Annotated in this window: 16 protein-coding genes, 1 other RNA gene and 1 pseudogene; 9 read left to right on the top strand and 9 right to left on the bottom strand. The window is 65.6% G+C overall.

Going from position 1 to position 20,131, the window contains the following annotated elements:
• Nucleotides 1-15 precede the first annotated feature (15 nt).
• On the top strand, nt 16-348 hold the full coding sequence (locus tag LL972_RS18305) for a hypothetical protein (RefSeq protein WP_228328802.1): 333 nt from the start codon (nt 16-18) through the stop codon (nt 346-348).
• A 67-nt stretch (nt 349-415) separates the two neighbouring features.
• Complete coding sequence (locus tag LL972_RS18310) at nt 416-1,765, top strand: glycoside hydrolase family 16 protein (protein WP_228328803.1); 1,350 nt, start codon at nt 416-418, stop codon at nt 1,763-1,765.
• Between the two features lie 96 nt (nt 1,766-1,861).
• Here LL972_RS18310 and LL972_RS18315 read toward each other — a convergent pair whose 3' ends face one another.
• Entirely contained in the window at nt 1,862-2,230 is a 369-nt protein-coding gene (locus LL972_RS18315) for a response regulator (RefSeq protein ID WP_016901499.1), read from the bottom strand.
• Nucleotides 2,223-3,386: pseudogene (locus LL972_RS18320) on the bottom strand (ATP-binding protein). Before LL972_RS18320 ends, LL972_RS18315 begins: the two are co-directional and overlap by 8 nt.
• A gap of 162 nt (nt 3,387-3,548) precedes the next feature.
• Here LL972_RS18320 and LL972_RS18325 point away from each other — a divergent pair.
• From LL972_RS18325 to trxC, 6 genes are all read left to right on the top strand, one after another.
• A complete protein-coding gene (locus LL972_RS18325) occupies nt 3,549-6,713 on the top strand; it encodes a response regulator (protein ID WP_228328804.1) in 3,165 nt (1,054 codons plus the stop codon).
• Complete coding sequence (locus tag LL972_RS18330) at nt 6,686-7,537, top strand: CheR family methyltransferase (RefSeq protein WP_180496911.1); 852 nt, start codon at nt 6,686-6,688, stop codon at nt 7,535-7,537. The genes LL972_RS18325 and LL972_RS18330 overlap by 28 nt, the downstream gene beginning before the upstream one ends.
• A gap of 5 nt (nt 7,538-7,542) precedes the next feature.
• Nucleotides 7,543-8,121, top strand: a complete 579-nt coding sequence (locus LL972_RS18335) for a chemotaxis protein CheB (RefSeq protein ID WP_429002191.1) — start codon at nt 7,543-7,545, stop codon at nt 8,119-8,121.
• Nucleotides 8,118-9,248: a hybrid sensor histidine kinase/response regulator gene (locus tag LL972_RS18340; RefSeq protein ID WP_228328806.1), complete on the top strand. Its 1,131-nt coding sequence runs from the start codon at nt 8,118-8,120 to the stop codon at nt 9,246-9,248. The genes LL972_RS18335 and LL972_RS18340 overlap by 4 nt, the downstream gene beginning before the upstream one ends.
• A gap of 396 nt (nt 9,249-9,644) precedes the next feature.
• Nucleotides 9,645-10,010 (top strand): DUF1428 domain-containing protein, encoded by a 366-nt coding sequence (locus LL972_RS18345; RefSeq protein ID WP_228328815.1) that lies wholly within the window; start codon nt 9,645-9,647, stop codon nt 10,008-10,010.
• A gap of 180 nt (nt 10,011-10,190) precedes the next feature.
• The gene (gene trxC / locus LL972_RS18350; protein WP_228328807.1) at nt 10,191-10,637 is read left to right on the top strand and encodes a thioredoxin TrxC; all 447 of its coding nucleotides are present in this window, start codon (nt 10,191-10,193) and stop codon (nt 10,635-10,637) included.
• A 235-nt stretch (nt 10,638-10,872) separates the two neighbouring features.
• Here trxC and LL972_RS18355 read toward each other — a convergent pair whose 3' ends face one another.
• The gene (locus LL972_RS18355) at nt 10,873-13,248 is read right to left on the bottom strand and encodes a TonB-dependent receptor (protein ID WP_228328808.1); all 2,376 of its coding nucleotides are present in this window, start codon (nt 13,246-13,248) and stop codon (nt 10,873-10,875) included.
• Between the two features lie 105 nt (nt 13,249-13,353).
• Between LL972_RS18355 and LL972_RS18360 the strand changes: the two genes are divergently transcribed.
• Nucleotides 13,354-13,425, top strand: a non-coding RNA gene (locus LL972_RS18360) — sX9 sRNA.
• A 153-nt stretch (nt 13,426-13,578) separates the two neighbouring features.
• Here the strand turns inward: LL972_RS18360 and LL972_RS18365 are convergent.
• From LL972_RS18365 to LL972_RS18390, 6 genes are read right to left on the bottom strand one after another with little or no spacing between them, the layout of a single operon-like run.
• Complete coding sequence (locus LL972_RS18365; RefSeq protein WP_228328809.1) at nt 13,579-15,537, bottom strand: response regulator; 1,959 nt, start codon at nt 15,535-15,537, stop codon at nt 13,579-13,581.
• Complete coding sequence (locus LL972_RS18370; RefSeq protein WP_228328810.1) at nt 15,527-16,402, bottom strand: sensor histidine kinase; 876 nt, start codon at nt 16,400-16,402, stop codon at nt 15,527-15,529. The genes LL972_RS18365 and LL972_RS18370 overlap by 11 nt, the downstream gene beginning before the upstream one ends.
• Nucleotides 16,399-17,409, bottom strand: coding sequence for an ATP-binding protein (locus tag LL972_RS18375; protein WP_228328811.1), 1,011 nt, complete (start codon nt 17,407-17,409; stop codon nt 16,399-16,401). Before LL972_RS18375 ends, LL972_RS18370 begins: the two co-directional genes overlap by 4 nt.
• Entirely contained in the window at nt 17,400-17,795 is a 396-nt protein-coding gene (locus tag LL972_RS18380; protein ID WP_228328812.1) for an ATP-binding protein, read from the bottom strand. Before LL972_RS18380 ends, LL972_RS18375 begins: the two co-directional genes overlap by 10 nt.
• Nucleotides 17,792-18,154: an STAS domain-containing protein gene (locus LL972_RS18385; protein WP_228328813.1), complete on the bottom strand. Its 363-nt coding sequence runs from the start codon at nt 18,152-18,154 to the stop codon at nt 17,792-17,794. Before LL972_RS18385 ends, LL972_RS18380 begins: the two co-directional genes overlap by 4 nt.
• A gap of 1 nt (nt 18,155) precedes the next feature.
• Nucleotides 18,156-18,998: an STAS domain-containing protein gene (locus LL972_RS18390; protein WP_228328814.1), complete on the bottom strand. Its 843-nt coding sequence runs from the start codon at nt 18,996-18,998 to the stop codon at nt 18,156-18,158.
• Nucleotides 18,999-20,131: the final 1,133 nt, after the last annotated feature.

A 20,131-nucleotide genomic window follows, 5' to 3' on the forward strand; every position in this document is an offset into this window, starting at 1 on the left:
CAGGCTTTCGCGAGCATGCTCGACAGCGGCCGCACGCGATCGTACCGATGCGTCTGCGAGGCCATCGATGTGCGGTCGTACGCGGCCCGCTTGCCACGGTGGCATCCAGTACGCGGCGTCGCTGCAACGCTGCAAGCGCTTGCATGCATTGGCGACCGAGCCATCCCCTGGCTTGAATGCACCGACCTGGACACTGCACATGCCATCGCGCCCACAGCGAAAAACATCCGCAGCCAGCTGCTGCCACGCAACATCCGGCGCGTGCAGTCTGCGACCGCCGTCATGCCAATGATGGATTATTCCGGAATGAACACCACGGAATTGAAACACGCCACGCAATTGCTTTGACACTGAAGTAGTCGCTGCGCAGCGTCACGTCTCCATGGACGTCGGTCCACTTTCCGGAGAAGCACGCATGAACACGCGACGCAGTGCCGCTGTGCAGTTCGCCCTGCTATGGGCTTTGGCGATGGCACCAGGCGCGCACGCGCAAACCCTGGTGTGGGAGGACAACTTCAATGGCCCCGGCATCGATGGCAACAAGTGGACCTACGACGTCGGTAACGGCTGCCAGATCGGCCTGTGCGGCTGGGGCAATGGCGAGATGCAGTACTACACCAGCCGCGCCGAGAACGCGCGCATCGAGAATGGCCGGCTGGTGATCGAAGCGCGGCGCGAAGCGTTCCAGGGCATGCCGTTTACCTCGGCGCGTCTGAAGACCGAAGGCCGCATGCATTTCAAGTACGGCACGCTGGAACCGCGCATCAAGACGCCGGTGGTGGGCAACGGGCTGTGGCCGGCGTACTGGATGCTGGGCACCATCGGCGTGTGGCCAGGTCGCGGCGAAATCGACCTGATGGAGGCCGGCATGGCCGCAGCGATTGCCAATGGCACCGCCAATCGCCGTATCGGCGCTGCGGTGCACTGGGACTACAACGGCCAGCAGGCCGACTACGACACCAGCTACACCAGCCCGGTGAATCTGCATGCCGACTTCCATGTGTACCGCATGACCTGGGATCCGCAGTTCATCCGCGTGTCGATCGACGGCCAGCAATACTTCGAGTTTGCAATCTCCAATATCGAGGGCGCCTCGCTGCACGAATTCCATCAGCAGCAGTATCTGCTGCTCAATCTCGCCGTGGGCGGCACCTATACCGGTATCACCTCACCCGCGGCGGTGACCGCGCCGTTGCCGGGCAGGATGGAGATCGATTACATCCGCCTGTATCAGAACCCCGGTTCGCAGCTGTACGTGGGCGCGCAACACGCGGCGCCTGCAGGGCGATTCGGCGTGTTCACCGAGCAGGCTGATACCAGCGGGCGACTCAACTTCGGCCAGGATGCCGAGCTGTATCTGTGGAACAACCTCACCCCGATTGCGCAGGCGCCGTTCGAAGGCAGCAGCGTGATGGCCTACCGCGCCAACGCCGGTGCCTGGTATGGCCTGGGCATCCAGACCGACTATCGCAACATGGCCGCCTACGCCGGCGGCGCGCTGAAGCTGCACCTGAAAACCACCACGCCGTCGACCTTCAAGATCGGCATCAACGCCAGCTTTGGCGACAGCTGGGTGGATTTTGCCGCTGGCGGCAATCAGTACGGCCTGGTGCGCGACGGCGCCTGGCACGAGGTGAGCATTCCCTTCAGCGCGTTCTACGACCTGGATCTGCAGGCGGTCAAACAGATGTTCATGCTGGTGGCCGATCCGCCGGCAGCGCCGGTGGAGATCGCCATCGACAAGGTGTATTACCAGAGCCGTTGAGCGGCATATGTGCAGAGCCCACGCTCAAGGCGCCGCACGATGGCCGCGTAATTCCATGCAGCGGTTTCTGCAGTGCGCGACACACGCAGCCAACGCTCAGGCGTTGGTTGCCACGCCTTTCAGCACATCGATCAGCTGACGCAGGCGATAGGGCTTGGGCAGGAAATCCACCTGCGCCGGCAGCGGCGGCAATTGCGCCTTTGCAAACCCCGAGGCCAGGATCACCCGCGCCTGCGGCAGCAATTGCGCCACGTGTTCGCTCAGTTCGATGCCCGACATGCCGTTGGGCATGCGGATATCGCTGAAGACCACGTCATAGGGGCCATTCTCGCGCAGCATGCGCAAGGCGCTGTGGCCGTCGTCGGCGGTCTCGACGGTGATGCCTGCATCGCGCAGCGCCTCGCCGATCAGTTCGCGCAATTCCTGTTGATCTTCCACCATCAACAGACGCAGGGGTTCAGTCATGCTCAGCCTCCTCGATGGCCGGGAGAAACAGGGTGACGGTGGTGCCGCGGGCCGGAGCGGTATCCAGCTCGACGAAGCCACCGGATTGGGACGCAAAGCCATACACCTGGCTCAATCCCAGGCCCGAGCCCTTGCCCACATCCTTGGTGGTGAAAAACGGCTCACTGGCGCATTGCGCCACGTGCGCAGACATGCCGGGACCATCATCGCGCACGGCGATGCTGACGTAACTGCGCAGCCGGCCATGCGGATCGGACGGCGCAACACGCTGCTGTACAGCCGTTGCCAGCACGATGTTGCCGCCACCTGGCATGGCATCGCAGCTATTGAACACGAGATTGAGCAAGGCCGCTTCCAATTGGCCGGGGTCTACGCAGATATCGGGCAATTGCTCGGCGAATTCGAGCGACAGAGCCAGCCCGGCCGGGCACGCACGCCGCAGCAATTCCAGCGAGCGCGTCACCACCGCGTTGGCACCATGCCGCTCGGGAATCAGCCGCTGCCCGCGTGCAAAGGCGAGCAGCTGGCGCGTCAGCAAGGTGCCGCGATCGACTGCCGTCTGCGCCGCTTCCACCAGCATGCGCGTGCGCGCATCGTCGCCGGCACGCAGCGCGATCAGATCCAGGCTGGTCACCATCACGGTCAGCAGATTATTGAAATCGTGCGCCATGCCGAGCGTCAGGCGGCCCAGCGCATCCACCTTCTGCGACTGCATCAGGGCGTGCTGCGCGTGCTGCAACAGCTGCTGCGCCTGGTGCCGCTGGTCGATGTCGCAGGTGACCTTGGCAAACCCCACCAGCACGCCGAATTCCAGCACCGGCTCGATCGCCACGCTTGCCCAGAAGCGGCTGCCGTCCTTGCGCACCCGCCAGCCTTCGGTGGCAAAGCGCCCTTCGCGTCTGGCGGTGTCCAGATTGCGGGCCGGTTCGCCGCACTGCGCATCCTCTGGCAGATAGAAACGCGAAAAGTGCGAGCCAATGATCTCGGCAGCGGTGTAGCCCTTGATGCGCTCGCCACCGGGATTCCAGCTGCACACATGGCCGCCCGTATCGAGCATCTAGATCGCATAGTCGGACACGCTCTGCACCAACAACTGGCACTGCCGGCTGTCGTGAGAAAGCGGCCCCGCACTGTCGACGGCCGTTTCCGCATCCATCAGGCGATTTTTCCCCCGGAAAAGCGCGCGACCATAGTGACGAGTGCGTGAAGGCCGCGTGCAAGCCGACCCGGCTGCAAAGCGTCAAAATACCGGCGATTTGCGTGTGAAACTTATCTTATCGGCTACCATGACCGCCCTCCCTGTCCGGTCCGTGCCTTTATGCAGAACATCTCGACCACACGCGACCGCTGGGTGTGGGTGATCGCAGGGGCCCTGATGGCGGGAACGCTCGGCGTGGAATTGGTCACCCCGCTCGGCTATGCAGTGTGGCTGACCTATTTCGTCGCGGTGGGCGTGACGGTCTTCCAGAATCGCGCACAGGCGCCGCTGGTGGTCGCCGCACTGTCGTGCGTGCTGCTGGCCGTCGGTTTTCAGCTGGCGCCGTCCAGTACCAGTTCGAGTTTCTCCTCGATCAACCGCAGCATCGGCGGGGTGTCGTTTCTGGCGATGGCGCTGGTGGTGATGCAGGCCATCCGCGCGCGCCGTCAGGCCGAACTGGCATTATGGCTGCAGCAGGCCGAAAACACGGTCGAAGCCAGTCTGCGCGGCGATCACAGCCCGGACGATCTTGCCAATGCCGCCGTGCGCGCGTTGTGCGACACGCTGGATGCGCAAGTCGGCGCGTTGTATCGCATCGAAGGCGACCGCCTGCGGCTGACCGGCGGCGCCGCGCTGCCGGCCGATGCATCCAGGACGCTGCCGACCGATGCCGGCCAGCTCGGCGAGGCCTTGCGTGGCGGCACGGTACGCCGGGTGCGCGGCGTGGACGCCGGACATCTGCAGATTGCCTCCGGCCTGGGCCGCAGCGCCTGCCAGGAGCTGCTGCTGGCGCCGGTCATCGCCGATGGACGCGTGATCGGTATCGTGGAGCTGGGCCGTGCGGCCGCCCCGCATATTGCCGCCACGCGCGAAGAAGAATTGCTCGCACGCTGCGGCGAAAATATCGGCCTGGCCTTGCGCACGGCATTGCTACGCGCGCAGCTGGTGGCCTTGCTGGAGGAAACCCAGCGTCAAAGCGAGGAACTGCAGACCCAGCAGGAAGAGCTGCGCGTGGCCAACGAGGAGTTGGAGGAACAGAGCCGCAGCCTGCAGCAATCGCAAAGCGATCTGGAACTGCAGCAAGCCGAGCTGGAACAGACCAATGTGCAGCTGGAAGAACGCACCCAAGCGCTGGAAGCGCAGAAGCAGGCCTTGCTGGTTGCGCAGAATCAGCTGGTGCGCAACAGCAACGAGCTGTCCACCGCCTCGCGCTACAAGTCCGAGTTTCTGGCCAACATGTCGCACGAGTTGCGCACGCCGCTCAACAGCGCATTGATCCTGGCCAAGCTGCTGGCGGACAACAAGGACGGCACGCTTAGCCCCGAGCAGGTGAAATATGCGCAGGCGATCCTGTCGTCCAACAACGATCTGCTGGCGTTGATCAACGACATTCTCGACCTGTCCAAGATCGAGGCCGGGCATGTGGAACTGGCCGACGACACCGTTGCGACCAGCTCGGTGGTGCAGCGCCTGCGCGAAACCTTCGAGCCGCTGGCGCGCCAGAAAGGCCTGGCGTTGCAGCTGGCCGCCGAATCCGATGCACCGACGCAACTGGTCGTCGACAGCCAACGCCTGCAGCAGATCCTCAAGAACCTGCTGGCCAATGCGATCAAGTTCACCGAGCACGGCAGCGTCAGTCTGTCGATCCAGGCGCACACGCCGGGCCGGGTACTGTTCAAGGTCAACGACACCGGCATCGGCATCGCGCACGAACAGACGGAGATCATCTTCGAAGCGTTCCGTCAGGCCGATGGCAGCACGCGCCGTCGCTACGGCGGCACCGGCCTGGGGCTGTCGATCTCGCGCGACCTGGCCCAGCGCATGGGCGGCAGCATCCGCGTGGACAGCCAGCCGGGGCGCGGCAGCTGTTTTACGCTGGAATTGCCGATCGACGGCGCACCGGCAGAGCTGGTGACGGCAGCGCAGGCAAACGCAAGCGCGGCGGCAATCGGCGCCACGCCGTTGGCGCAGTTCGGCAGCGGCACGGCCATGGCCTCGCGCCTTGACGGGCGCGCCACGGTTGCGTCCACCGGGATGCCGCTGCCGATTCCGGCAACCGCCACCCCGCCGCTGCAGCGCGCCGACGACGATCGCGATCAACGCACCCGTCCCGGCCGGCTGATCCTGGCGGTGGAAGACGAAGCACGCTTTGCGCAGGCGCTGGTCGAGCTGGCGCACGAGCTGGATTTCGACTGCGTGGTGGCGCCCAGCGCCGAAGAAGCGCTGCGCCTGGCAGCCGAACTGCGTCCCAGCGGCATCTTGCTCGACATCGGGCTGCCGGATGCGTCCGGCCTGAGCGTGCTCGAACGCCTCAAGCGCGATCCGGCCACGCGCCATATTCCGGTGCATGTGGTATCGGCGCTGGAGCGCAGCCAGATTGCGCTGGAACTGGGCGCGGTGGGCTATCTGATCAAGCCGGCCACGCGCGAGCTGCTGGCAGGTGCGATCCGTCAACTGGAAGACACCAATGCACGCGCCGTACGCCGCCTGCTGATCGTCGAAGACGACAGCGCCCTGCGTGCGAATCTGCAATTGTTGCTGGCGCGCGACCAGCTGGACATCATCGCGGTGGGCAGCATTGCCGACGCGATGCAGCAGCTGGCCGGCTCGACCTTCGATTGCATGGTCACCGATCTGGCGCTGCCCGACGGCAGCGGCTACGACCTGCTCGAACGCATGGCCGGCAACGACGCGGTGGCGTTTCCGCCGGTCATCGTCTACACCGGGCGCGCGCTCACCCGCGACGAGGAACAGCGCCTGCGCCGGTATTCCAAGAGCATCATCATCAAGGGGGTGCGCTCGCCCGAGCGTCTGCTCGATGAGGTGACGCTGTTCCTGCACAGCGTGGAAGCCTCGCTGCCCAGCGACCAGCAACGCCTGCTGCGCGAAGCGCGCCGCCGCGACGCGGTACTGGACGGCGCCACCGTGCTGCTGGCCGAAGACGATGTGCGCAACATCTTCGCGCTCTCCAGCGTGCTCGAACCGCTCGGCGTGACGCTGCAGATCGCCCGCAACGGCCGCGAGGCGCTGGAACATCTGGCCAAGCACGAGGTGGACCTGGTGTTGATGGACATCATGATGCCGGAGATGGACGGGCTGACCGCGATGCGCCAGATCCGCGCCAATCGCCAATGGCAGGATCTGCCGATCATCGCGCTGACCGCCAAGGCCATGGCCGACGATCGCGAACGCTGCCTGGAGGCCGGCGCCAACGACTACATCGCCAAGCCCATCGACGTGGACAAGCTGGTGTCGCTGTGCCGTGTGTGGTGCTCGCGGCAATGAACGCGGTGGAGCTGTTCGATCTGGAGCTGCGGGTGCTGCTGGAAGCGGTCTACCAGCGCTACCACTACGACTTCCGCGATTACGCGGTGTCGTCGCTGCGCCGGCGCATGCGCCACGCGATGGCGCGCATGGAGTGCACGCGCGTGGCCGACCTGCAGCACCGCCTGCTGCACGAACCTGACACCTTCGCGCAGGCGATGCAGTTCTTCACCGTGCAGGTGTCGGAGATGTTCCGCGACCCGGCCTACTTTCGCGTCCTGCGCGAACATGTGGTGCCGGTGTTGCGGACCTATCCGTCGATCAAGCTGTGGGTGGCCGGCTGCAGCACCGGCGAGGAAGTCTGGTCGCTGGCCATTCTGCTGCACGAAGAAGGCCTGCTGGAAAAGGCGGTGATCTACGCCACCGACATCAATCCCGAAGCGCTGGGCATGGCCGAAGCCGGCGCCTTCGGCATCGACCGCATTGCGCAGTTCAGCCGCAATTATCTGGACGCCGGCGGCCGCAGCTCGCTGTCCGACTACTACACCACCGCCTACGATGGCGCGGTGTTCGACCGCCGTCTGAAGCGCAATATCGTCTTCGCCGATCACAGCCTGGCCACCGATACGGTGTTCTCCGAGGTGCATCTGGTGTCGTGCCGCAACGTGCTGATCTATTTCAACCGCAGCCTGCAGGACCGTGCAGTGGGCCTTTTTTACGATGCGTTGGTGCATCGTGGGTTTCTGGGCCTGGGCAGCAAGGAGTCGCTGCAGTTCGGAGCGCATGCGCAGGCGTTCGAGACCGTGGCACGCGAGCAACGCCTGTTCCGCAAGGCGGCGGCATGAACGTCATGTACGCGGCGGCGGCGCAGTTCGACGCGATGGTGATCGGGGCCTCGGCCGGCGGTGTCGTGGCCTTGCAGGCGCTGTTGTCCAGCCTGCCTGCGGATCTGCCGATGCCGGTGCTGGTGGTGCTGCATCTGCCGCGCGACCGCACCAGCCACCTTGCCGAGCTGATGGATGCACGCTGCGCCTTGCCGGTGCGCGAGGCAGAAGACAAGCAGCCGCTGCTCGCCGGCAGCGTGACTATCGCCCCGCCCGACTACCATCTGCTGGTGGAAACGCGCGACAGCCTGGCGCTGTCGATGGATGCACCGGTGCTGTTCTCGCGTCCGGCGATCGACCCCTTGTTCGAATCGGCGGCCGACGTGTTCGGGCAGCGCCTGCTGGCGATCCTGCTCACCGGCGCCAGCAGTGACGGCAGCGCCGGTGTAGCGGCGGTGCGCGCGGTTGGTGGCAGCGCCTGGATCCAGCGTCCCGACGATGCTGCCTCACCGCTGATGCCCGCCTCCGCGCTCGCCCATGCCGGCGCCGATGCGGTGCTCACCCTGCAGGCGATCTGCAGCCGACTGGAAACCTTTCACCCATGAACCTCACCGCGACCGGCCTGGCGACACCCAGCAACGATGACGAGCCGGCCAAGCTGCTGATCGTCGACGACGTGCCGCAGAACCTGGTGGCGATGGAAGCGCTGCTGCAGCGCGACGGCATCCAGGTGCTGTGCGCCGCCTCCGGTGCGCAGGCGCTGGAGCTATTGCTCGAACACGATGTGGCGCTGGCATTGCTGGATGTGCACATGCCGGAAATGGACGGATTTTCGCTGGCCGAGCTGATGCGCGGCTCGCAGCGCAGCCGGCATGTGCCGATCATTTTCCTGACCGCATCGCCGAACGATCCGATGCGCGCGTTCCAGGGCTACGAAACCGGTGCGGTGGACTTCCTGCACAAGCCGATTGAGCCGCACGTGATCCTGAGCAAGGTCAATGTGTTCATCGAGTTGTACCAGCAACGGCGCCTGCTCAAGGCGCGCAATGCCTCGCTGGAACGCGCGCTCACGCTCAACGAAACCATGATGGCCGTGCTCACCCACGACTTGCGCACGCCGCTGTCGGTGATTCTGCTGTGCGCCGACAAGCTCAGCCTGGATGTGGACGCCGAAGGCTCGGCCGCACGCACGCTCGATCACCTGGAAAACAGCGCGCGGCGGATGGCGCGGATGGTCGAGCAGCTACTGGATTTCTCGCGTTTGCGCAGCGACGGGCTGTCGATGCAGTTCGGCCCCTGCAATCTGGGCGACGTCACCCATAGCGTGGTGGGAGAAGTGGCGCAGGCCAACCCGCACACGCCGATCGACCTGCGCACCGAGGGCGATCTGGACGGCGATGGCGATGGCGATCGCCTGGCACAGGTCGTGTCCAATCTGGTCGGCAACGCGGTGCTGCACGGGGGCAGCGAGCCGGTGCGGGTGCACCTGGACGGACGCGAACGCGACACGCTGCGGCTGTCGGTGCGCAACGTCGGGCGCATTCCGGACAGTCTGATGCCGCGCCTGTTCGAGCCGTTCAAGGCCAGCTTCCATGCCAGCCAGGGCCTGGGGCTGGGCCTGTTCATCGCCGACCAGTTCGTCAAGGCGCACGGCGGCACGCTGCAGGCACGCAACGAAGGCAGCGATGTGGTGTTCGAAGCCGTACTGCGGCGACACAACCTGGCCGCGTAATCGCAGCCACTGGGGCGGCCGGACAGCACGCTGAGCATCCGCCTCGGCATGCCCGGCAAGGGCATTCGCTCTGATCCAGGCCCATGCAATGCCGATGCTGGCGGTCTGTGGTAACGCCAGCCCATCGTGATAACGCAACACCTTTGATGCGAACTCATGCAAAACGCATCGCACGTCGTGCCGCGCGCGGGATCCGACAAAGACAAACCGGGCACAACGACGGTGCGTATCGTCATGCGGGCGCGAGCAGTGCTTGCCGTCGAGATGCGCCGTATGCTCGCACTACTTGCGCGGGCGACACGCACCCAGGCGCTGCTTTCCAGCGTGTTTCGATCGCACCAACATCTGTTCGTCATCATCAGGTGCACGCCGTGCGCCATGTTTGAGGAGGTGGTTATGTCGTATGTGGATGGGTTTGCGCTCGCGGTGCCCACGGCCAACAAGGCCGCGTTTCTGGAACATGCCCGCATGGGCGATGCCATCATCATTGAGTACGGCGCGTTGCGCGTGGTGGAGTGCTGGGGCGATGACGTCCAGCATGGACAACTGACCGACTTCCATCGCGCGGTCGATGCCGCCGACGACGAAATCGTGGTGTTTTCGTGGATCGAATGGCCGGACAAGGCGACCCGCGATGCGGGCATGCGCAAGATGATGGACGACCCGCGCATGGACCCAGCGGTCAACCCGATGCCGTTCGATGGCAAGCGCCTGATTTACGGGGGCTTCGTTCCGATCCTGACCCTGGGGCAATCGGGCTGAGCACAGCGGCGCGCTGGGGCGCGCCGGTCTGTCGCAGCACCGCGCACACCCGGTGCGGCGGCGGGAGCCTCCGGCATCGGGACCTTGGCGATGGCCGTTACACTGGCGGCATGCAGCCGCGCTCGCCGCCCGTGGTGTGCGAGCGTAGCGTTTGCATTGCCTGCCACCGGAGACCATCGCATGACCGACGCACCGCTCCTGATCGCCTGCCCGAGCTGCGCTGCGATGAACCGTATCGCACGCGCGCGTCTGCGCGACGCACCCAACTGCGGCAGTTGCCACAAACCCTTGTTCCTGGGCGCGCCGGTGGCGCTGTCGGCGGCCGATTTCGACAGGCATGCGGTGCGCAGCGCGCTGCCATTGGTGGTGGATTTCTGGGCGCCGTGGTGCGGGCCGTGCCTGAACATGGCGCCGCAATTCGCCGCCGCCGCGGCGATGCTCGAACCGCAGGTCCGGCTGGCGAAGGTCGATACCGATCTGCATCCGGCGCTGGGCACGCGCTTTGGCATCCGCAGCATCCCGACCTTGCTGGTCATCCGCGGCGGCAGTGAGCTGGGCCGTCATTCGGGCGCGGTGAGCAGCACGCAGATCGTCAGCTGGGTGCAGTCGGTATTGCGCAGCCGTTGACACAAAGAGCCCGCTGCGTGATGCACGCAGCGGGCCTGGTTTGACGATCGACATCGCTGCGACACCTGCGCAGCGATGCAGTCAATCGATCAGCGACAGAGAGCGGCTGACAACGTCACCAGCGCTCGTCAGGTGGATGCGTACGGCGCGCAGGGAACCGAACGTACACATGCTACATGCCGGTTCCGGGCACCGACCGCCCACCTGACGGCCGTGCAACAGTTTGCTCGGTCGCTTACTGCCAGTTGACGTTGACCGACACGCCCACCACGCGCGGCTCGTTGTACACCGCCGCCATGTAGTTTTCGATCACGCCCTTGACGTTCTTCTCGTTGGTGATGTTGCGCGCAAACGCCGCCACTTCCCACGCGCCATAGCCGCCGGTGTAGCCAAGCTTGAGGCCGCCTTCGAAGTTGCCGCTGGCGCGGAACTCGGTGGAGTCGTACAGCACGAAGCTGGTTTCGCCCTGCTTGTTCCAGTCGGTGGAGACGAAGAACGCGCCATCGTTGCCCACCGGAATGTCGTAGCGCGCCGCCAGGTTGAGGTTGTACTTGGGCGCGTTGGGCAGCGGGTTGCCGTCGATCTGCGCAAAGGTATTGGCACCAACGCGGATGGTCGGGTCGTTGACCGTGCACACCACCACGCCATTGAGCGCACAGGCCTGCGCGTAGACGCGATCGTCGTGGATTTCGCTATGCAGCAGGCTCAGGCCGGCGGTCAGCGACAGGTTGGAGATCGGGCGCCAGTCCAGGTCTGCCTCCAGGCCGTAGGCCTTGGCCTTGTCGGCATTGAACAGCACGCCGTTGCCGTCCGAATCGTTGCCGTTGAGCTGGATGTCGTCGACGGTGTAGGTGAAGCCGCTGACATTCAGACGCAGGCTGTTGTCGAACAGGCTGCTCTTGATGCCGGCCTCCCACGACAGGATGGTTTCCGAATCGGCGGTGGTGAAATCGGAATTGAACACCGCGCTGCCGCCCTGGATGGTCGGACCGCGGAAACCGCGTGCCACGCGCGCATAGACGCTCAGCTCCGGATTGATTTCATACATCGCGCTGAGATCCCAGCTGGGCTGGGTATCGGACATGCGCACGTCGCGACGGCCGCGATAAGTCACCGCGCCAGCGGCAGTATCGGCGGTCTTGAGCAGGCGGGTTTCCTTGCTGTCCTTGGTCTGGCGCAGACCGGCGGTCAAGGTGAGCGCGTCGGTGGCCTTGTAGCTGAGCTGCCCGAAACCGGCCCAGGAGGTATTGGTGTTGCGCAGGCGCACCCAGTTGTTGGGGTTGCGCGCGGCGGTTTGCAGGAAATAGGCACGCTGATAGAAATCGGTGGTGTCGCGCCCGTCGAAGTAGAACGCGCCCACCTGCCATTGCAATGCGTCATCGCCTTCGCTGGCCAGGCGCAGTTCCTGGGTGTACTGATCCAGGTCGCGGATCTGCCCCATCGACTGGCCGAAGCCGTTCGGCACGCCGTTGACCGGGTAGTTCGCCGCCGCGCCGCCATCGGTGTCGCCACGGCTATAGCCGGAGGTGGTTTCGTAGGCGCTGATGGAGGTCAGCGATACGCCGCCGAAATCGTAGATCGCCTTGATCGAGCCGCCGTCGGTCTGATACGCCTGCGGGTTGTCGTGTGCCTCGTCGTAGGCCACGCGGTCGCGCGGCACGTCGACCTTGTCGCTGCCGCGCGTGACTGCATTGCGCAGGAACAACGTGGAGGTGCCGTCGTAGTCGCGCGTATGCACCGAGCCCAGCAGCGAGAACGCGTCGTTGGGCTTGAGCAGCAACTGCAGGCGCGCATTGCGGTCGTTGTAACCGCCCATCGCATCCTTGCGCGGCGTGCGCGTGCCATCGGCACTGCTGCCGGCGAAGGTGTTGTCCACCCAGTCGTCGCGGTGCTGGTACAGAGCCGACACGCGGAACGACAGCACATCGTTGATCGGGCCACCGAAGCCGCCGTCCAGCGACACCGTGTTGTAGCTGCCGTAGCTGGCATCGACACGGCCGGTATAGGTCTCGCTGGGCTTGACGGTGTCGAACTTGACGATGCCGGCGGTGGTGTTGCGGCCGAACAAGGTGCCCTGCGGGCCGCGCAGCACTTCGACCTGGTCCACGTCGTAGACCGGATTGGACTTGAGCACCACGTGTTCCAGCACCACGTCGTCCTGGATGATGGACACCGGCTGCGAAGCGCCAAGGTAGAAATCGATATTGCCCAGGCCGCGGATATAGAAGCGCGGAAAGATGCGCCCGGTGGTGGTCTCGGCATAGAAGCCCGGCACGCGCCCGGACAGCGCCAGCAGCGTGTCGTCGCCACCGGCGGTGAACTCGCGCATCGCCGCGCCCTGCACCACGCCCACCGACACCGGCACTTCCTGCAGGTTCTGCTCGCGGTGTTCGGCAGTGACGGTGACCGTATCCAGCGCGGTCGGGCTGCCCTCGCCCTCGCCCTGGCGCGTCGGCGCCTGCTGCGCAGAGGCCGCTGCAGCCAGCGAGGCGAGCAGCAGGCCGGCGCAGGCACGCGCCAGCGGCGTGCGCTGCAAGGCGGCGCGACGGCGTGCGGGCGCGTGCGTGGTGGCGGACGTCAGGGACGCGGAGACAGACGAGTACAGCGACATGCGAGATGATCCTTGGGTAGGTGACGCGAGGGGTGACACGGAGGCAAGCGCGGCGATCAACATGACTGCGCGGCCATCAGGCGCGCGGCCGGTGCTGGGAATCGGGTGTACCACTGGCACTCCGGTTCCTCTGCGCCGTCCGCGCCCATCTGACAACCGCGCTACGTTTTGTTTGCCCCACCAACATCCGTCGGCATCGGACATGCCGGCCGAAGGCGCAGCGTGGCGCCGCGCGCACGATATGTCAGCAATGTTGCAGCTCTATGGCAAGCGTGCCGCCGCGCACATGGTCGACGCCGATAGCTGCCCTCTACGCGCGCAACCCCCGCGTCAGGCGCGGGCGGCCAGCACGCTGCTATCGAGCATCTGCCCGACCATGTTGAGCAGGTCGTTGAGGCTGAAAGGCTTGGGCAGCAGTGCCATGCCGTCGGCCAGGAATTCCTGGCGGGTGGCGGCGTTTTCGGCGTAGCCGGTGATGAACAGGATCGGCAGGCCCGGCCGCAGCACGCGCGCCACGTCGGCCATGTCGCGCCCGTTCATGCCGGGCAGGCCGACGTCGGACACCACCAGATCGATCTCCACGCCGGCACGCAATTGATCCAGTGCGCCGTTGGCATCTTCGGCTTCGACCACGTGGTAGCCGGCATCGCTGAGCACCTCGCTCACCATCATCCGCACCACGTCGGTGTCGTCCACCAGCAAGATGCGCTCGCTGCGTGCACGGGGCGAATTCGGTGCCGGTGCCGGCGGCAACGCGCTGGCAGTGAGTCCGCGCGGCAGCAGCAAGGCCACCGTGGTACCGCGCCCCACGGTGCTGGTGATGCGGGCGGTGCCGCCGGACTGGCGCGCAAAGCCATAGGTCATCGACAAACCCAGGCCGGTGCCCTCGCCGATCGGCTTGGTGGTGAAGAACGGTTCGAAGACCTGATTGAGGATGGCCGGCTCGATGCCGCTGCCGTTATCGATCACGTTCACTGCCACGTAATCGCCGTTGTCCAGTTCCGGATCGTCCTGCGCGGTATAGGCCTCGCTCTGGATGCGGATGGTGCCCCTGCCCTTCAACGCGTCGCGCGCATTGATCACCAGATTGAGCACCACGTTTTCGAGCTGGTTGGCATCGGCCACCGCCACCAGCGGCGTGTCTGCCAGCTCCAGCTCCAGCACGATGTTCTCGCCGATCGAGCGGTGCAGCATGTCTTCCAGCGAGCGCACGCGTGCGTTGATGTCGAAGGCCTGCGCATCCAGCGATTGCTTGCGTGCGAAGGCGAGCATGCGCTGGGTCAGCGCGGCAGCACGATGCGCCGAACCGGTGGCGATCTCGGCCAGCCGCGGCACGCGCTCGATGCGGTTGGACTCGACCGCCAGCTGGATCATGTCCAGGCCGGAGATGATGCTGGTCAGCAGATTGTTGAAGTCGTGCGCGATACCGCCGGTGAGCTTGCCCAGCGCTTCCATCTTCTGCGCCTGCAGCAACTGGATTTCGGTGCGCTGGCGCTCGGCGATCTGGTGGGCCAGCTCGGTGGTGGCGGTATCCAGCTCCTGGCGCTGCTCACGCTCGCGCAGGCGCTGTTCGGTGACGTCCTCGACCAGCAGCAGGCCCAGATCCGGTTCGCGATACGGCGAGACGCGCCATTCGGTTTCGCACACCTTGCCCTCGCGCAGGATCGACAAGGCACCGCTCCAGCGCTCGCGCTGCGCCAGCGCGTTGGTCAGCGCGTGCACGGTGGCGGCCTGGTCCACGCCGGGCACGGCAAGCGCCTCGGCGGGCGTGGCGGTGCCGATCAGGCGCTGGAACGCAGCATTGGCTTCATGCGTGTGCAGCCTGGCATCGACCACCGCAATCGGCGCGCTGATGTGCTCGAAGATCTCGCGGAAGCGTGCCTCGCTGATGCGCAAGGCGTCCTCGGCCTGGCGCGCGCGCAGCAGGGTGCGCAGCGTGGCGACCAGCACGCTGGGGTCGACCGGGTGAATCAGGTAGGCGTCGGCGCCGGCTTCCAGGCCGGTGATCATGTCGCCGGTGGCGATCGATGCGGCCGACACGTGCACCACCGGCAGCAACGCGGTGCGCGGCGCGGCGCGTAGTGTACGCACGATGTCGAAGCCACTCATGTCCGGCAGATTGACGTCCAGCACCACCGCAGAAAACGCCTGCTCGGCCAGTCTGGCCAGGCCGTCGGTGCCGGTGCCGGCTTCGTCGACCACGAACTGGTGATGTTCGAGCACACGCCGCACCGAATACCGCGTCACCGCGTTGTCGTCGACGACCAGAATGTGTGGCTTACTGCCCAAGTGCATCCTCCGGTGCCAGCGTGACCGGCAGCACCACGAAAAATTCCGAGCCCTGCCCGACCACGCTGTTGATTCCCACCCTGCCGCCCAGCAACTCCGCGAACCGCTTGCAGATCGACAGCCCCAGCCCGGTGCCGGTGAGGCGTTTCTGCAACGGCGAATCCACCTGTACAAAATCCTCGAACAAGGCGTCGTGAAGCTCGGCCGGAATGCCGATGCCGGTGTCCTGCACGCCGAAGCGCACATGGGTCTCGCCTTCCAGCTGCGCGAACACGCGCACATGGCCTTGCGGGGTGAACTTGAGCGCGTTGGAAATGAAGTTGCGCAGGATCTGCGCCAGCTTCTTGTCGTCGGTGTAGAGCATCGGCAGCACCGGCGGATCCTCGAAGATCAAGGTGGTGCTGCTGACATCGGTGAGCGGGCGGAACATGCCGCGCAAGGCCGCGAACAGGTCCATCAGATCGAACCAGCCCGGCGAGATGGTGATGCGCCCGGCTTCGATCTTGGCCAGATCCAGCAGGTCGTCGACCATCTCGGTGAGCTCGCGCGCCGAGGTGCTGACAAAGCGCACCTGCTTGGCCTGCTCGGCAGTGAGCGGCCCGTCCATGCCGTCCTCGAGCAGCCGCGTGATGCTCAGGATCGAGCTGAGCGGGGTGCGGAACTCGTGGCTCATGTAGGACAGGAAGCGGCTCTTGAGCTCGGACACGTCGCGCAGCTGTTCGGCCTGCTGATCGAGCTCGGCATACAGCGCCAGCACGCCCTGGTTGGTTTCTTCCAATTCTTCGCGCAGGGCCTGGTTCTGCTGCCGCAGCGCGTCCAGTTCGGCCAGCGGATCGATGGGCGATGTATCACCGGAAGCATTCATTGCAGGCCTCCCAGCCGCATGACAAACACGCCGCAATCGTCGCGGCCCCGCGTGTAATCGCGCAACAGCACGGCCGCAATCAGACGCGGATGGCGCGACAGCAGGCCCGGGTGATCGCGCAGGTTCCAGCGTGATTGCAGACCATCGCTGTGCATGACCAGCAGTTTGCCGGCGGCATCCGGAAAATCGAACGGCTGTGCCTTGCGGAACTGCACCCCGACGATGCCCGGATGCGAGGGCATGCCACGCACGCCGTCGCCATCGCACAGCGACGCAACGATATTGCCCACGCCGGCAAAGCGTACCTGGCCGGTGCTGCTGTCGAACTGCATCACCGCGGCAGCGCCGCCGCGGGTGCCGGACATGCCGGCGTGCAGCTGCGCGATGCGCTCGCCGGGCTCGCCGCGGGCCGTGGCTGCAGCGCGCGTCCCGGCATCGGCAGCATCGGCGGCACCTGGACCGTGGCCCAGGCCATCGATCACGGTGACGGTCACCCGCTGCTCGCCAATCGCCAGATGCCAGGCATCGCCGCACACCGTTTCGTTGTGCAGCGGCAGACGGATCGCGCCGTACGGCAAGTCCAGCTCGGCGCGCTGCTGCGCGAACAGCCGTGCCATCACGACCGCGCCCTTGGCATCGGAATACGCGTCCAGCACCTGCGCCTGGCGCTGGATCGCGCCCAGCCCGGTGCCCGGCGTCCCGGCGGTGGAATAGCCATCGCGCAGGCCGTCCACGAGTGCGAAGCCCGGCCCGCCGTCGATGGCGCAGATCTCCACGCCCATGCCCTGGCGTGTGGCCACCGTGGACAACTGCAGCCAGCCGCCACGTCCATGCTTGACCATATTGGTGGCAAGCTCGGTGGCCACCAGCGCCACGCGCCCGCCGGCAGCCTCATCGAAACCCAGCGTCTGTGCCAGCGCCGCCGCCTCGCGCCGTGCCTGGCCGACCTGGCTGGTTTCGTCGACGCGAAACGCGCGCGTGACCTCGCCGGCGAGCATCACTTCCATTTGGTGATGGTGATGCGCGTGCCCTTGCCGGCTGCGGTATCCAGGACGAAATCATCCACCAGCCGCCGGCTACCGGACAGGCCCAATCCCAATCCGCTGCCGGAGGTCCAGCCATCGGTGAGCGCCAGGTCCAGGTCGGGAATGCCGGGGCCTTCGTCGCGGAAGGTCAGCTGCACACCCTTGCGGATACCGCTTTCCACCAGGGCCCAATCCATGTCGCCGCCACCGCCGTAGATCACGGTGTTGCGCGCCAGTTCGCTGGCTGCGGTGACCAGTTTGGTCTGGTCGACCAGACGCAGGCCGCACTGCACCACCAGCTTGCGTACCGTCTGCCGGGCCAGCACCACATCCTGTTCGGTACGCACCGGTTGCGAACCGGCCGTCATGACTCGCGATCGGGTTGCTGCAACAGGCGCATGCCGCGTTCGACATCGAGCGCGGTACGCACCGACGGCAGGGTCAAGCCCAACTCGACCAGCGTGATCGCCACGGCCGGCTGCATGCCCACCACCACGGTCCTGGCATCCATGATCGCCGCCAGCCCGGAGATGGTGCTGATCATGCGGCCGATGAAGGAGTCGACGATGTCCAGTGCGGAAATGTCGATCAGCACGCCGCGCGCGGAGGTGGCGCTGATCTTTTCCGACAGGTCTTCCTGCAGCGTCATCGCCAATTGATCGTGCATGTCCACCTGGATGGTGACCAGCAGCAGGTCGCCCATCCGCAGGATCGGGATGCGCTCCATGTCAGCCTGCCTTGTTGACGGTCACGCCGATGCGCTTGAGCGCCAGCGCCAGCGCGTCGGACAGGTTGGCCTTGGTGACGATGCCCTGCAGGTCCAGGCCCAGGTGCACGATGGTCTGCGCAATCTGCGGGCGCACCCCGCTGATGATGGCATCGGCGCCCATCAGGCGGATCGCAGTGACGGTCTTGAGCAGGTGCTGCGCCACCAGCGTGTCCACGGTGGGCACGCCGGTGATGTCGATGATGGCGATTTCCGAGCCGGTATCGACGATACGCTGCAGCAGCGACTCCATCACTACCTGAGTCCGCTGCGAATCCAGCGTGCCGATCATCGGCAGCGCCAGCACGCCGTCCCATAGTTTGACCACCGGGGTGGACAGCTCCAGCATCTCTTCCTGCTGGCGCACGATGATGTCTTCGCGGGTCTTCTGAAACGCCTTGACGGTGTACAGGCCCAGACGGTCCAGCAGCTCGGACAGCGCCCACAGCTGCTGGCCCAGATCCTCCGGCGTATCGGCATACTCGCGCTGCACCAGCGCAAACAGCACCCGCTTGAGCGAGAAGATGAAGTTGGCGGTTTCCTGCGAATCGAAGCCACGGGTGGCCCGATCGCGCGACAGGTTTTCCAGGAAGCGACGCACCTCGCTCCAGTCGGCGCTGTCCAGGCTGCTGCCGCCGTCCTTCAAGGAGGCGACCAACAGGTGCAGGAAGTCCGCGCTCTGGGTTTCGACCTCCTGCCGGGAAATACGTCCATCGCTGCCCAGGCTGGAGCCCAGCCAAGCAGCCAACAACGCCGCTTCCTGGCCACGAATCGCATCAATCGAGCGCTGCTGCAATGCCACCATGAGATCACCCGCCGAGATTAGAAGAGAGAAGGCTGGGCATGCAGGGCGATTGCGCCCCCTGACTGGCGCGGCGCCCCCACGCCGAAGCGCTGCAGAGTAAAGCAATTCAGTTTCGGCAACCAGCGACGAACCTGTAGCGGTCAGAGGAACGACCTTACGGAGTTTGACATTGCAGCGCACGCGGCGAACGTGAGCCCGGCCACGCCTGGACAGATGCGCTTGCTGCCGGCCAGCCACCCTGCTCTCGGGCGCGACGGCGCCCGGTTACAGACTGCCGCCGGGCCGGCCGTGATGTGGTCACCGACCGCTGCGCGAAGGTGGCACAACTTGCGGGAAGACCGCCTGACGCCGGCCCGGACCGATCGCAACGCCCATCCCATGGCGGCGGGCGCGCTTGATGTGCAGGCAGGCCGGTTTGCCCACGCCCGGCGACGCATGCACGCGCCGGGTCACACCACTGCGGGGTCAGCCTGCAGTTCGTACTGAGGACATCGCTTGCCGATCGGCCATAGCAATACGGGGAGCCTGGTGCCGCGTCCGGGGGCGGGACCGTGTGGCGGCATGGATGCCGCCACCGAGCCTACATGGACGTACTTGCGGTGTGTCCCGACACCGGTGCGGCGCCGCGCCCGCCAACCGATTCCGCACACCGATCAATTTTGCGCACTAAATCCGTCCGCTTCATGCGAATGCTTCGGTCTACGGCGGGCGCTTGCACGCGTACCGGCGTGGGACACGCAGCAAGTACGTTCTTGTAGGCTCTGGCGCGGCATCCATGCCGCTCAAGGTCCCACACCGGCACGCGCGCAAGCACCAACAGTTGCTGGCGGTTGCGGAAGGAAAAGCACTGCTTGCCTGAGTGGTCGTGGCTCGGATCGTGTTTTTAGCTGCCACTGCAAAGATCAAAATATTGAGGCGGTCTCTACGACATGAAGCGCCAACTCCGCAGGCGCGATGACTGCCTGAAAGCAGTACTCGCCGATCAGCACTAGCCATATTGGGAGCGTGGTGCCGCGTCCGGGGGCGGGACCGTGTGGCGGCATGGATGCCGCCACCGAGCCTTATCTGTTCGGATTCTGGCAGTTTGGGCGTCGAGAGCCGGCGTGGGCCACCGTGAGAGCCTGGATCGTTAC

The sequence above is a fragment of the Xanthomonas campestris pv. asclepiadis genome (assembly GCF_020784175.1).
Classification (GTDB): Bacteria; Pseudomonadota; Gammaproteobacteria; order Xanthomonadales; family Xanthomonadaceae; genus Xanthomonas; species Xanthomonas campestris_D.

What these genes read in the sequence shown, in the direction of transcription:
- LL972_RS18340 (WP_228328806.1), top strand. Translation starts at nt 8,118, where the DNA reads ATGAACCTCACCGCGACCGGCCTGGCGACACCCAGCAACGATGACGAG.
- LL972_RS18390 (WP_228328814.1), bottom strand. Translation starts at nt 18,998, where the DNA reads ATGGTGGCATTGCAGCAGCGCTCGATTGATGCGATTCGTGGCCAGGAA.
- LL972_RS18375 (WP_228328811.1), bottom strand. Translation starts at nt 17,409, where the DNA reads ATGGAAGTGATGCTCGCCGGCGAGGTCACGCGCGCGTTTCGCGTCGAC.
- LL972_RS18335 (WP_429002191.1), top strand. Translation starts at nt 7,543, where the DNA reads ATGTACGCGGCGGCGGCGCAGTTCGACGCGATGGTGATCGGGGCCTCG.
- trxC (WP_228328807.1), top strand. Translation starts at nt 10,191, where the DNA reads ATGACCGACGCACCGCTCCTGATCGCCTGCCCGAGCTGCGCTGCGATG.
- LL972_RS18385 (WP_228328813.1), bottom strand. Translation starts at nt 18,154, where the DNA reads ATGGAGCGCATCCCGATCCTGCGGATGGGCGACCTGCTGCTGGTCACC.
- LL972_RS18380 (WP_228328812.1), bottom strand. Translation starts at nt 17,795, where the DNA reads ATGACGGCCGGTTCGCAACCGGTGCGTACCGAACAGGATGTGGTGCTG.
- LL972_RS18325 (WP_228328804.1), top strand. Translation starts at nt 3,549, where the DNA reads ATGCAGAACATCTCGACCACACGCGACCGCTGGGTGTGGGTGATCGCA.
- LL972_RS18305 (WP_228328802.1), top strand. Translation starts at nt 16, where the DNA reads ATGCTCGACAGCGGCCGCACGCGATCGTACCGATGCGTCTGCGAGGCC.
- LL972_RS18315 (WP_016901499.1), bottom strand. Translation starts at nt 2,230, where the DNA reads ATGACTGAACCCCTGCGTCTGTTGATGGTGGAAGATCAACAGGAATTG.
- LL972_RS18310 (WP_228328803.1), top strand. Translation starts at nt 416, where the DNA reads ATGAACACGCGACGCAGTGCCGCTGTGCAGTTCGCCCTGCTATGGGCT.
- LL972_RS18370 (WP_228328810.1), bottom strand. Translation starts at nt 16,402, where the DNA reads ATGAATGCTTCCGGTGATACATCGCCCATCGATCCGCTGGCCGAACTG.
- LL972_RS18355 (WP_228328808.1), bottom strand. Translation starts at nt 13,248, where the DNA reads ATGTCGCTGTACTCGTCTGTCTCCGCGTCCCTGACGTCCGCCACCACG.
- LL972_RS18345 (WP_228328815.1), top strand. Translation starts at nt 9,645, where the DNA reads ATGTCGTATGTGGATGGGTTTGCGCTCGCGGTGCCCACGGCCAACAAG.